10 protein-coding genes and 3 pseudogenes are annotated in these 11,917 nt (G+C 70.7%); 5 read left to right on the top strand and 8 right to left on the bottom strand.

From position 1 onward, the window contains the following. The 7 genes and pseudogenes from pcnB to murJ form a co-directional block, all read right to left on the bottom strand. Positions 1 to 1,488 (bottom strand): annotated as a pseudogene (gene pcnB, locus Y694_RS26550) (polynucleotide adenylyltransferase PcnB); the annotation flags it as partial. Beyond that, positions 1,485 to 2,152, bottom strand: a pseudogene (locus Y694_RS15595) (HAD family hydrolase). The pseudogenes Y694_RS15595 and pcnB, both read right to left, overlap by 4 nt. Next, positions 2,149 to 2,829, bottom strand: coding sequence for a DnaA regulatory inactivator Hda (gene hda / locus Y694_RS15600; protein ID WP_036234110.1), 681 nt, complete (start codon positions 2,827 to 2,829; stop codon positions 2,149 to 2,151). The pseudogene Y694_RS15595 and the gene hda overlap by 4 nt, the downstream one beginning before the upstream one ends. Before the next feature lie 10 nt (positions 2,830 to 2,839). Continuing rightward, positions 2,840 to 3,901, bottom strand: coding sequence for an AI-2E family transporter (locus tag Y694_RS15605; RefSeq protein ID WP_011830599.1), 1,062 nt, complete (start codon positions 3,899 to 3,901; stop codon positions 2,840 to 2,842). A gap of 141 nt (positions 3,902 to 4,042) precedes the next feature. Continuing rightward, on the bottom strand, positions 4,043 to 4,912 hold the full coding sequence (locus tag Y694_RS15610; protein WP_036234113.1) for a SirB1 family protein: 870 nt from the start codon (positions 4,910 to 4,912) through the stop codon (positions 4,043 to 4,045). Positions 4,913 to 4,978: 66 nt separating this feature from the next. Continuing rightward, positions 4,979 to 5,182: a hypothetical protein gene (locus Y694_RS15615; RefSeq protein ID WP_036234115.1), complete on the bottom strand. Its 204-nt coding sequence runs from the start codon at positions 5,180 to 5,182 to the stop codon at positions 4,979 to 4,981. 156 nt (positions 5,183 to 5,338) lie between these two features. After that, on the bottom strand, positions 5,339 to 6,904 hold the full coding sequence (gene murJ / locus Y694_RS15620; protein ID WP_036234118.1) for a murein biosynthesis integral membrane protein MurJ: 1,566 nt from the start codon (positions 6,902 to 6,904) through the stop codon (positions 5,339 to 5,341). A 170-nt stretch (positions 6,905 to 7,074) separates the two neighbouring features. On the opposite strand from murJ, the gene rpsT reads away from it, so the two are divergent. Further along, entirely contained in the window at positions 7,075 to 7,368 is a 294-nt protein-coding gene (gene rpsT, locus Y694_RS15625; RefSeq protein ID WP_011830603.1) for a 30S ribosomal protein S20, read from the top strand. 58 nt (positions 7,369 to 7,426) lie between these two features. Here the strand turns inward: rpsT and Y694_RS15630 are convergent, their stop codons facing one another. Beyond that, on the bottom strand, positions 7,427 to 7,780 hold the full coding sequence (locus tag Y694_RS15630; RefSeq protein ID WP_231497718.1) for a DUF3579 domain-containing protein: 354 nt from the start codon (positions 7,778 to 7,780) through the stop codon (positions 7,427 to 7,429). A 196-nt stretch (positions 7,781 to 7,976) separates the two neighbouring features. Between Y694_RS15630 and Y694_RS15635 the strand changes: the two are divergent. From Y694_RS15635 to Y694_RS15650, 4 genes and pseudogenes are all read left to right on the top strand, one after another. Further along, a pseudogene (locus tag Y694_RS15635) lies at positions 7,977 to 9,208 on the top strand (aspartate aminotransferase family protein). Positions 9,209 to 9,247: 39 nt separating this feature from the next. Further along, a complete protein-coding gene (gene argF, locus Y694_RS15640; protein WP_011830606.1) occupies positions 9,248 to 10,210 on the top strand; it encodes an ornithine carbamoyltransferase in 963 nt (320 codons plus the stop codon). A 37-nt stretch (positions 10,211 to 10,247) separates the two neighbouring features. Further along, the gene (locus Y694_RS15645) at positions 10,248 to 10,991 is read left to right on the top strand and encodes a metallophosphoesterase (RefSeq protein ID WP_036234121.1); all 744 of its coding nucleotides are present in this window, start codon (positions 10,248 to 10,250) and stop codon (positions 10,989 to 10,991) included. Then, positions 10,988 to 11,917, top strand: a 930-nt coding sequence (locus tag Y694_RS15650) for a serine/threonine-protein kinase (protein WP_036234124.1), incomplete at its 3' end; no start/stop codon positions are given. The genes Y694_RS15645 and Y694_RS15650, both read left to right, overlap by 4 nt.

Here is an 11,917-nt window from a genome sequence, read left to right on the forward strand (position 1 = left end):
CCGAGCGGATCGCGCCGCCGCCGGTGTGATGTCCGCCGCTGCGGCCCATGCTGCCGCCAGCCGCACGACGGCCCTGGTCCTGCTCGCGCGCCAGCTCGAGCAGGGCGCGGCGCTCCTCGTCGTCGCCGAGCGAGAAGTCTTCCCACCACTCGGCCAGCTCGGGCTCCACCTCGCCGGTGTCGGCGCGCAGGCGCAGGAAGTCGAAGCCGGCGCGAAAGCGCGGCTGCTCCACCAGGCTCAGCGGCGTGCTGCCGCTGCGGCGCTCGAAGCGCGGCTGCATCATCCAGATCTCGCGCATGTCGGTACCGAGCTTGCCGCGGCCCGAGATGTCGCCGATGCGCATGTCGAACACGCCGTCGATCGCCAGCTGCAGCGCCGGGAACGGTGGCTCGCCCTGGGCCTTGGCGCGCTCCCAGCCCACCAGCACCTCGTGCCACAGCAGGCAGGCGAGCAGGAAGCTCGGTGCGACCGGCTTGTCCTCGCCGACCCGGCGGTCGGTGTCGGCCAGCGCGGCGTCGATGAAGGCGGCGCGGGCCGGGTTGCGCCCGGCGTCGGCCAGCACCGCGTCGAGCAGCGGGAAGATGCCCGGCGCGTCGGGGCCTGACCCGAGCAGACCCTGCTTGCGCAACTGGGCGATCGAGGCCAGCGCATGGCCGGTCTGTAGCAGCTTGATCATCTCGTCGAACAGCCGCGAGATCGGCACCGCCTCGAGCAGGGCCGCGCAGTCGCGCATCGGCGCGCGCGTCTTGGGCTCGATCTCGAAGCCCAGCTTGGCCGCGAAGCGCACCACTCGGATGATGCGCACCGGGTCCTCGCGGTAGCGCGTGACCGGGTCGCCGATCATGCGCAGCACGCGCTTCTTCGCGTCGGCGATGCCGCCGTGGTAGTCGACCACGATCTGCGTCTGCGGGTCGTAGTAGAGCGCGTTGACGGTGAAGTCGCGCCGCGCGGCGTCTTCGTGCTGGGGCCCCAGACGTTGTCGCGCAGCACGCGGCCGCTGGCGTCCACCACGTGGCTCTTGCCGGACAGCTCGGCCTTGGAGGTCTTCTCGTTGCCGGCCACCTGCTCGGCCGCGGCCGCGTCGAGGTAGGCGCGGAAGGTCGACACCTCGATGACCTCGTGTTCGCGCCCGCGGCCGTAGACCACGTGCACGATGCGGAAGCGCCGCCCGATGATGAAGGCGCGGCGGAACAGGCCCTTGACCTGCTCCGGCGTGGCGTTGGTGGCGACGTCGAAGTCCTTGGGCCGCAGGCCCAGCATCATGTCGCGCACCGCGCCGCCGACGATGTAGGCCTCGTAGCCGGCCTCGTGCAGCGTGGCCACCACCTTCAGCGCGCGGTCGTCGACCAGCGCCGGGTCGATGCCGTGCTCGGCCTGCGCCACCTCGACGCGCTTGCCGGCCTTGGCCTGGCCCTTGCCGGGGCGGGCGGCGCTGGGTTCGCCGTCGTCGCCCTTGCCGAGCAACTTGTTGATGAGTCTCTTGATCATGGGAACAGTTTCAGTAGGGGCCACCCGCGTTCACGGGCGATCGCCTCGAGCGCCGGCGAGGGGTTGGTCGCGACCGGGTGGGTCGCGAGTTCGAGCAGCGGCAGGTCGTTGGTCGAGTCGCTGTAGACGGTGACGCGCTCGGAGTCTTGCACACGCCGGCCCAGGCCGTGCAGCCACTGCTGCACACGCACCGTCTTGCCCTCGCGGAACGACGGCGTGCCGTGGATGCGGCCGGTGACGGCGCCGGCCGCGTCGCGCTCGAGTTCCACCGCGATCAGCGTCTCGACGCCGAAAGCTGCCGCGATCGGCCGGGTGACGAACTCGTTGGTCGCGGTGACGATGGCCGTCAGCTCCCCACGCTGCTGGTGCTCGCGCACCAGTGCCAGCGCCTCGGGCCGGATCGCCGGGCGGATCAGCTCGCGCATGAAGCGATCGTGGGCTGCCGCCTGCTCGGCGGCCGGGCGCCCGCGCCATGCGCGGGTGGCGAACTCGACGTACGCCGCGATGTCGAGCGTGCCATCCTGGTACTGCGCATAGAAGCGTCGTTGGCGCGCCGCTGCTCGGGACCGTCGGCCCAGCCCAGCGCCACGACGAACTCGCCCCAGGCGTGGTCGGAATCCAGCGGCAGCAGCGTGTGGTCGAGATCGAACAGGCAGAGATTCATGCACCTTCCTTCGTGGTCTGCTCGGCCAGCATGCGCTTGAGCAGGGGCACGGTGACCGCGCGCTGCTCGCTGAGCGCAAATTCGTCCAGCGCGTCCAGCAGCGCCATCAGCGAGCCGAGATCACGCGCGAAACGGGTCAGCAGATAGCCCGTCACGTCGTCCGACAGCGCGATGCCGCGGCGGCCTGCCTCGCGCTGCATCGTGACGCGCATCTCCGCCTCGGAGAGCGGCAGCAGCTGGAACACCGGCCCCCAGCCCAGGCGCGTGCGCAGGTCCTCGCGCACCGGCAGGTCGACCGGCGGCAGGCGCCCGGCCGCGACCACCGGCACACGGTGCGTCGCGGCCTCGACGAACAGCGCGAAGGCGGCGTGCTGCCGGGCAGCGTCGAAGTCGTCGCAGCCGTCGAGCAGCACCAGGTCGACGCCTTCGCCCCAGGTCCAGGGCGTCTCGAGCGACGGACCGAAGGCACCGACGCGCCGGCCCTGCACCGCCGCCTCGCGGGCCAGCGCACGCAGCAGGTGGGTCTTGCCGGCACCGGCCGGCCCCCACAGGTAGAGCGGGGTCGGCGAGGCCGATGCCGCGCGCACGGCGCCGACGGCCGCCGCATTGGCGCCCACCGCGAAGTTCTCGAAGCTCTGCACCGGGCCGGGCCCGAGCTGCAAGGGCAGTTGCTTCATGCGGACGGCATCACCCCTGGTACAGCGGACTGCTGAGGTAGAGCGCCTTCAGGCGCTGGAAGGCCACCACGCCGACCGCGCTGACCGGCAGCGCCACCAGCACGCCGATGAAGCCGAACAGCTGGCCGAAGGCCAACAGCGCGAAGATGACGGTGATCGGGTGCAGGCCGATGCGCTCGCCGACCAGCCGCGGCGTGAGGTAGAAGCTCTCGACCACCTGGCCCAGGCCGTAGACCACCGCCACCGCGACGATGCCGTACAGCCCGCCGAACTGCAGCAGGCCGACCAGCAGCGCCAGCGCCAGGCCGAGCCCGAAGCCCACGTAGGGGATGAACACCGCGACGCCGGTGAACACGCCCACCGGCAGGGCCAGGTCGAAGCCGAACAGCGCCAGGCCGATGCTGTAGAAGGCCGCCAGGATGCCCATCACCAGCAGCTGGCCCCGCAGGTACTGCCCGAGCATGCGATCGCAGTCGCCCATGAAACTGTCGAAGCCGGGGCGACGGCGCGGCGGTACCAGCGCCTGCACGCGGGCCACGATCTGCGGCCAATCGACCAGCACGTAGTACAGCACCAGCGGCAGCAGCACCGCGCCGCCCAGCAGGCCCAGCATGAAGCTGCCGCCGATGCGCAGGGAATCCAGCGCGGTGGCGATCCAGCTCTCAGTGTTGTCGCCCACGTGGCCGAGGATGAAGGCCTTGATGCTGGCCACGTCGAGCGACACGTCGACGCCGAAGCGCGCCAGCGTCGGCTGCAACCAGCGATCCAGCCGCGTCAGCAGCTCCGGGATCTGGTCGCGCAGCACCGGCAGCTCCTTCACGAAGATGGGCACGATCAGCAACAGCACCGCCAGCAGCACCAGCAGGGCCAGCACCTCCACCAGCAGGGCGGCCAGCGGCCGCGGCACGCGCCGGCGCGTCAGCCCGTCGACCAGCGGGTTGAGCGCATAGCCCAGCACCGCGGCGATGACGAAAGGCGTGAGCACCGGCCCCAGCAACCACAGCGCGAGCGCCAGCGCAGCTCCGATGACGAGCCAGGCCAGGCTCTGCTTTTGGGCGGCGGTCAGGGTCATGGGTGAGGTCGTGAACGGGCGACGAGGCGGGCGACGCGCAGCCGGCGTCGGCAAGTGGGCGGCCCCTGCCTGGCGGGCCGCTCCGGCGAAAGACGGATTTTATGGGGCGCCCCGGCCGTGCCGGGATCGCTCCGCGGCGGATCAGTGCAGGCGCGGCCGGCCCTGCGCCCGCAACTCGGCTGCGCGCTCGGCGATCGCGCGCCGGTCCTCGGCCTGCGGGCTGTGCGCCACATACGCGTCCAGGTCGTCGGCAGCGGCCTCCCAGACGCCCAGTTCGGCCTGGGTCAGGCCACGATCGCGCCGCTCGTCCCATTCGCGCGGCAGCAGCAGCACCAGCCGCTGCTGCACCGCCAGCAGGCGGGGCCAGTCCTCGGACGCGCGGTGGATCTCCTTCAGGTTGCGCAGCAGCCGCGCGAGCACCTCGCGCGGCGACGCCGCCTGCAGGAACAGGCCCAGCGGCATGTCGAACTCGCCCTGCAGGCCCTGGCGCCGCTTGTAGGGCACCAGGCGCTCGTCGAGTTCGTCGCGCGACAGCGACTGCCCGGAGAAGGGATCGAGGATCACCTCGCCCTGCGGCATCCTCACCTTGACCAGGAAGTGGCCGGGGAAGGACACCCCGCGCGCGGTCAGCCCCACCTGTCCGGCGAACTCGAGATAGATGATCGCGAGCGAGATGGGGATGCCGCAGCGGGTGCGCAGCACCTCGTGCACATAGCTGTTGCCGCTGGCGTAGTAGTCGTTCAGGTTGCCGGCGAAACCCAGCTCCTGGAAGAAATAGCGGTTCAGGAAGCGCAGCTTCTGGACCGGTGGCGCGTCGGCCGGGATGCGGCGCTTGAGCCGATCGGCCAGCGCATCGAGTTCCGCCAGCACCGACTGGCTGTCGAGCAACGGGTGCTCGTCCTGGGCGATCGAGATGGCGGCCTCGGTGAGCGAGAGGCTGGCGTCGTCGGCCACCAACGCGGCGAAATGCTCGAGCGCGGTGGGCACCTCGACGGAAAACGGTGCGGGCATGCACCGAGTCTAGAGCGGATCGTCAGCGGCGGCGAGCCGACCCCGGCCCGCCGCCCGGGCGCAGCCTCAGTTGCTCAGTTCCTTCTTCGCTTCCTTGGTGGCGTCCTTGATCTTGTCGCCGGCCTTCTCGACCTGATCGCCCACCTTCTCGGCGGCGTTGTCGATCTGCTTGCCGGCGCGCTCGGCCGGGCCTTCGGCGGGCTGGCAGGCGGCCAGCGCGAACAGAGTGCTCAGGGCCATCACGGCGAACGTGGAACGGGCGGTGTTCATGGGCTTCTCCTCGGTGTGCTTGGGTGCCGGTTGGGTTCGGTTCTGCGAGGCCACCGCGCATGCGCTGCGACCTGGAAGCACTGTAGGCAGCCGGCTCCGGCCTGTCGGCCGGACGCTGGCGCGACGCCCTGTAGGCGGCGTCCTACCGGAACCGCTTCAGCCGCGGCGCGCGAAGTGCCGCACCCGCACGCCCAGCGCCAGCAGCGTGCCGAAGTACAGCGCCGCCGCCGCCAGCAGCACGGCCGCCAGCGTGCCGGCCCGCTGCAGCTCGCGCGCGCCGAGCGCCACCCAGTCGAAGGTCTGGGCCGCCCAGGTCAAGCCGGCCCCCATCAGCAGGCTCGCGACCAGCACCTTGCTGCCGAACGCCAGCCAGCCCGGCGCCGGCCGCCAGCTGCCGCGCCGGTACAGACCGATCAGCAACCAGAGGGCATTGACGAGCGCGCCGCAACCGATCGACAGCGCCAGGCCGGCGTGGCCGAGCCGCGGCACGAACAGCAGGTTCAGCAACTGGGTGAGCACCAGCACCACGATCGCCACCTTGACCGGCGTGCGGATGTCCTGCTTGGCGTAGAAGCCCGGCGCCAGCACCTTCAGCGCCACCAATCCCAGCAGGCCGGCGCCGTAGCCGCGCAACGCGGTGACGGTCTGGTGCACGTCGAAGGCGCTGAAGGCGCCGCGGTGGTAGAGCACCGACACCAGCGCCTCGGGAAACACGATCAGCGCCACCGCACAGGGCAGCGCCAGCAGCACGACCAGGCGCAGGCCCCAGTCCAGCAGCGCGGCGTAGCGCTCGCTGCCGCCCTCGGCCTGCGTGGCCGACAGCTGGGGCAGCAGCACCACCCCGAGCGCCACGCCCAGCAGCGCGGTCGGAAATTCCATCAGCCGGTCGGCATAGGTCAGCCACGACACCGCACCGGCGCCGATCTGCGTGGCGATCTGCGTGTTGATCAGCAGCGAGATCTGGGCGACCGACACGCCCAGGACCGCCGGCGCCATCTGCTTCAGCACGCGGTGCACGCCGGGGTGGTGCCAGGCGCTGCGCAGGCGCGCCACCGACAGGCCGAAGCTGGGCAGCGCGCCGACGCGCTTCAAGGCCGGCAGCTGCACGGCGAGCTGCAGCACGCCGCCGACCATGACGCCCAGCGCGAGCGCGTAGATCGGCTCGATGCCCCAGGCCTTGAAGTACGGCACACCCCACCAGGCGGCGGCGATGAACGACAGGTTCAGCAGCACCGGTGTGGCCGCCGGCACCGCAAAGCGCTTCCAGGTGTTCAGGATCCCGGCCGACAGTGCGACCAGCGACATGAAGCCGATGTAGGGGAACATGAAGCGCGTCATGGCGACCGCGAGGTCGAAGCCGCCGCTCTTCTGCAGACCCTGCGCCATCACCCACACCAGGACCGGCGCGGCGACCACGCCGAGCACGCAGGTCACGAGCAGCGCCCACAGCAGCACGGTGGCCACGGCATCGATCAGCGCGTGCGTCACCTCGTCGCCATCGCGCGCGCGACTCTCGGCCAGCAAGGGCACGAAGGCCTGCGAGAACGCGCCCTCCGCGAACAGCCGGCGCAGCAGGTTGGGGATGCGGAAGGCCACGTTGAAGGCATCCGTCATCACGCTCGCGCCGAACGCCGCCGCCACCATCTGCTCGCGCACCAGCCCGGTGATGCGCGACGCCAGCGTCAGCAGGGAGACGGTCGACGCGGCGCGCAGCAGGTTCATGGAGAGGATGGGTTGGCCGATCGCGGGTCGAGAGCGGGGCAGACGGGCAGGATGGGTGCGCGAGTATAGAAGTGCCTACTAACGTCGGTTCACGCCGGCCCCTGGCCCCGTGGACGACCTCGGGGCCGGTGATATACTCGCAGGCTTTCCCCCCGGAACCCCGTCACACAATGGCCACCTCTTCCAAAGTCAAGAAATCGGTCCGCATCGCGTCGGGCCGCAAGCGCGTGCGTCAGGACGTCCGCCTGAACGCCGCCAACACCTCGCTGCGCTCGAAGTTCCGCACCGCCATCAAGGGCGTGCTCAAGGCCGTGGCCACTGGCGACAAGGCCAAGGCCGGTGAAACCTTCAAGTCGGCCCAGAAGGTGATCGATTCGATCGCCGACAAGGGTCTGTTCCACAAGAACAAGGCGGCTCGCTACAAGAGCCGCCTGTCGGCCAAGATCAAGGCGCTGGCGGCCTGAAACCGCATCCGGGTGGGAAACGAGAAGGGCTCCGCAAGGAGCCTTTTTTCATGGGGCCTCAGCGACCGGGCCGCGGGCTTGCGGCCGGAGGCGCGTCGGGCAGCAGGCAGGCGTCGACCACCTGCAGCTGGTTGTCGCGCGCGAAGTTCATGACGAAGTCCCAGGCCATCGGCTCCAGCTCGCGCAGCGCCTCGTTGACGACCACACACTTGATGCCGTTGATCACGTTCGGCACGCAGTAGGGCGAATAGCCGACGTAGGCCGCGCGGCCCATCTGCGCGCCGCCGGGGCGGAAGCTGGACATCGCGCCGGCCAGCCGCTCGGCCCAGTCGCTGGGGCGGAAGCTGCGCCCGTCCAGGGTCAGGCCCTGGATGAAGACTTCTCTCGGTTTGGAGCGTTCGGGTGTGGGCACGGACAGGCGCAGACGGGGCACCGCTGGGAGCGGCCATGGACAACGCTATTGTGCTGCAGTGCAGCAGGTGCAATCGGCAAATCGGTGCGAGCCAGCAAGACGCATGGCGTCGCTGCGTTGTCGTCGGGCATCCGTAGAATCTCGCAGGCGCAGCATCCGTGACGGACTGCGCCTTTTTCATTCAAGGAAGCCGCTCATGAACGCGCCCGAAGTCCCGAAGCCGCCGCCGTCCCCCCACGTGATGAACACCTACGGCCGCCTGCCGTTCGCGCTGTCGCATGGCCAGGGCTGCCGCGTGTGGGACACCGAAGGCCGCGAGTACCTCGACGCGCTGGGCGGGATCGCCGTCAACACCCTGGGCCACGCCCACCCGAGGCTGGTGCCGGCGCTGACCGACCAGATCGGCAAGCTGATCCACTGCTCGAACTACTACCAGGCGCCGCTGCAGGAGCAGCTCGCCGCCAGGCTGTGCGATCTGAGCGGGCTGACCAATGCCTTTTTCTGCAGCACCGGGCTGGAGGCCAACGAGGCCGCGTTGAAGATCGCGCGCAAGTTCGGTCACGACAAGGGCATCGACCGCCCGGAGATCATCGTCTACGAGAAGGCCTTTCACGGCCGCTCGATCGCCACGCTGTCGGCCACCGGCAACCCCAAGGTGCAGGCCGGCTTCGGGCCGCTGGTGGAGGGCTTCGTGCGGGTGCCGCTGAACGACGTGGCGGCGATCGAGGAAGCGGCCCAGACGCGGCCGAACGTGGTGGCGATCTTCCTCGAGGTGATCCAGGGCGAGGGCGGCATCAACCCCGCCACCGTGCCCTACCTGCAGGCGCTGCGCCGCCTGTGCGACGAGCATGACTGGCTGCTGATGCTCGACGAGGTGCAGTGCGGCATCGGGCGCACCGGCAAGTGGTTCGCCCACCAGTGGGCCGGCATCCAGCCCGACGTGATGCCGCTGGCCAAGGGCCTGGCTCGGGCGTGCCGGTCGGCGCAGTGGTGTGTGGCCCACGCGCGGCCGGCGTGCTCGGCCCGGGCAACCACGGCACCACCTTCGGCGGCAATCCGCTGGCGATGCGCGCCGGTATCGAGACGCTCGCCGTGATGGAACAGGACCGCCTGCTCGAGAACGCCGCGACGGTGGGCGAACGGCTGCGCGCCGGGCTGGCGCGCGAACTGGCCGACCTGAGCGGGCCGGACGGCGTCACCGAGATCCGCGGCCAGGGCCTGATGATCGGCATCGAGCTGGCGCGCCCGTGCGGCGAGCTGCTCGGCCGCGCCGCCGAGGCCGGCCTGCTGCTCAGCGTGACCGCCGACCGCGTGATCCGGCTGGTGCCGCCGCTGATCCTCAGCGCAGCCGAGGCCGATCGGGTCGTGGCGATCCTGTGCCCGCTGATCCGCCGCTTCCTCGCCGAGCCGCCGAAGCCGGCCGCCTGAGCCGTGCACCGCCCCTCGACCTCCGCCCGACCGAGCGCCATGAAACCCGGCTCCAGCCTCATGAAGCACTACCTGCAGTTCAAGGACCTCCGCGCCGAGGAGTACGCCTACCTGTTCGAGCGCGCCGCGATCATCAAGCGCCGCTTCAAGAACTACGAGAAGTACACGCCGCTGTTCGACCGCACGCTGGCGATGATCTTCGAGAAGGCCAGCACCCGCACACGCGTGAGCTTCGAGGCCGGCATGTACCAGATGGGCGGCTCGGTGGTGCACCTGACCACCGGCGACAGCCAGCTCGGCCGCGCCGAGCCGGTGGAGGACAGCGCACGCGTCATCAGCCGCATGGTCGACCTGGTGATGATCCGCACCTTCGAGCAGGCCAAGCTCGAGCGCTTCGCCGCGCATTCGCGGGTGCCTGTGATCAACGGCCTGACCAACGAATTCCACCCCTGCCAGATCCTGGCCGACCTGTTCACCTACATCGAGCACCGCGGTACGCAGGACGGCGGCGCGAAGGCGGCCGACTGCCTGCGCGGCATGGTCGTGGCCTGGGTCGGCGACGGCAACAACATGGCGCACACCTGGCTGCAGGCCGCCGAGATCCTGGGCTTCACGGTGCACGTCAGCACACCCGGCGGCTACGAGATCGACCCGGTCGTGGCCGGCATCTCGGGCACCCACTGCTACAAGGTCTTCGCCGACCCGATGGATGCCTGCCGTGGCGCCCACCTGGTGACCACCGACGTGTGGACCAGCATGGGCTACGAAGCCGAGAACGAGGCCCGCAAGCAGGCCTTCGCCGATTGGTGCGTGGACCGCGAGATGATGGCCGCGGCGCGCCCGGATGCGCTGTTCATGCACTGCCTGCCGGCCCATCGCGGCGAGGAGGTCGAGGCCGAGGTGATCGATGGCACGCAGTCTGTGGTCTGGGACGAGGCCGAGAACCGCATGCACGTGCAGAAGGCCCTGATGGAGTACCTGTTGCTCGGCCGCATCGGCTGAGCCGGCAGGCTGCGGCGTCGCCCGACGGTGCACTGCCATGAAGCTCGCGCTGCTGACCGACCTGCACGCCAACCGCGAAGCCTTCGAGGCCTGCCTGGGCGCGGCCGCCTCCTGCGGAGCGACCGACTACGCGATCCTCGGTGACCTGGTCGGCTACGGCGCCGACCCGGCCTGGGTCGTCGACCGGGTGCGCGCGCTGGCCCGCAATGGCGCCATCGTGCTCAAGGGCAACCACGACGAGTCCGCCGTGCAGGGGCCGCGACCGACGATGGTCGACGACGCGCGCCGTGTCATCGCCTGGACCCGGGCGCGGCTCGACGCCGATCAGCTCGCCTTCCTCGACGCCCTGCCGTTCACCGTCGAGCGGGACGGCTGCGGCTTCGCCCACGCCAACACCTGGGCCCCGGCCGGCTGGGAGTACGTGACCAGCCGGCACGACGCCGTGCGCTGCCTGCAGGCCACTGCAGCGCGCCACGTGTTCATCGGCCACGTGCACGAACCGCGGCTCTACCACCTGGCCGGCACCGGCAAGTCCGGTGATTTCGTGCCGGTGCCCGATGTCGAGATCCCGGTGCCGGCGCACCGGCAGTGGCTGGTGCTGCCGGGTTCGGTGGGCCAGCCGCGCGACGGCGATCCGGCAGCCTGCTGGGCGCTCTTCGACACCGACACGCGCAGCCTGTGCTTCCACCGCGTGCCCTACGACCACGAGACGGCGGCCTCGAAGGTGCGCGAGGCCGGCCTGCCGGATCGCCTGGCCGATCGGCTGATCGAGGGTCGATGAGCGGCAGCGCCGGTCCCGTGCCGCTGCAGCCGGGCGCCGTGGTCGACGGCTTCCGGCTCGAGGAGCACCTGCACCAGGGCGGCATGGCCAACCTGTGGCGCGTCACCCACCCGGACCACGCGCAGCCGATGCTGATGAAGCTGCCGCGCATCAAGGGCGGCGAGGACCCGGCCACCATCGTCGGTTTCGAGGTCGAGCAGATGATCCTGCCGCGTCTGCAGGGGCCGCACGTGCCGCGCTACGTGGCGCAGGGCGATTTCACCGCGCAGCCCTACCTGGTGATGGAACAACTGCCGGGCGAGTCGCTGCGCCCGCGGCTGGACCGCGCGCCGCTGCCGATCGACGAGGTGGTGACCATCGGCGCCAAGGTCGCCACCGCGCTGCACGACCTGCACCGCCAGCACGTGATCCATCTCGACGTGAAGCCGAGCAACATCCTGTTCCGCCGCGACGCCGAAGGCCGCGAGGCCGAGGCGGTGCTGGTGGACTTCGGCCTGTCGCGCCACGACCACCTGCCCGATCTGCTGGACGAGGAGTTCACGCTGCCGATGGGCACCGGCCCCTACATGTCGCCGGAGCAGATCCAGTTCGTGCGCGACGAGCCGCGCAGCGACCTCTACGCGCTCGGCGTGATGCTCTACCACCTGACAACCGGCGAGCGCCCGTTCGGCCAGCCGACCAGCATCGCCGGCCTGCGCCAGCGGCTCTATCGCGAGCCGGTGCCGCCGCGCGTGCTGCGCCCCGACTGCCCACCGTGGCTGCAGGAGATCCTGCTGCGCTGCCTGGAGCCGCGCGCCGACAAGCGCCACGACACCGCGGCCCAGCTGGCCTTCGACCTGATGCACCCGCAGCAGGTGCCGCTGACCGCCCGGGCCGAGAAGCGCGAGCGCGCCGGGCGCCTGCGGGCGCTGCGCCGCTGGTTCGCG

Origin of the sequence: Methylibium sp. T29-B (assembly GCF_000576225.1) — a bacterium.
GTDB lineage: Bacteria > Pseudomonadota > Gammaproteobacteria > Burkholderiales > Burkholderiaceae_C > Methylibium > Methylibium petroleiphilum.

What these genes read in the sequence shown, in the direction of transcription:
- hda (WP_036234110.1), bottom strand. Translation starts at nt 2,829, where the DNA reads ATGAAGCAACTGCCCTTGCAGCTCGGGCCCGGCCCGGTGCAGAGCTTC.
- Y694_RS15605 (WP_011830599.1), bottom strand. Translation starts at nt 3,901, where the DNA reads ATGACCCTGACCGCCGCCCAAAAGCAGAGCCTGGCCTGGCTCGTCATC.
- Y694_RS15610 (WP_036234113.1), bottom strand. Translation starts at nt 4,912, where the DNA reads ATGCCCGCACCGTTTTCCGTCGAGGTGCCCACCGCGCTCGAGCATTTC.
- Y694_RS15615 (WP_036234115.1), bottom strand. Translation starts at nt 5,182, where the DNA reads ATGAACACCGCCCGTTCCACGTTCGCCGTGATGGCCCTGAGCACTCTG.
- murJ (WP_036234118.1), bottom strand. Translation starts at nt 6,904, where the DNA reads ATGAACCTGCTGCGCGCCGCGTCGACCGTCTCCCTGCTGACGCTGGCG.
- rpsT (WP_011830603.1), top strand. Translation starts at nt 7,075, where the DNA reads ATGGCCACCTCTTCCAAAGTCAAGAAATCGGTCCGCATCGCGTCGGGC.
- argF (WP_011830606.1), top strand. Translation starts at nt 9,248, where the DNA reads ATGAAACCCGGCTCCAGCCTCATGAAGCACTACCTGCAGTTCAAGGAC.
- Y694_RS15645 (WP_036234121.1), top strand. Translation starts at nt 10,248, where the DNA reads ATGAAGCTCGCGCTGCTGACCGACCTGCACGCCAACCGCGAAGCCTTC.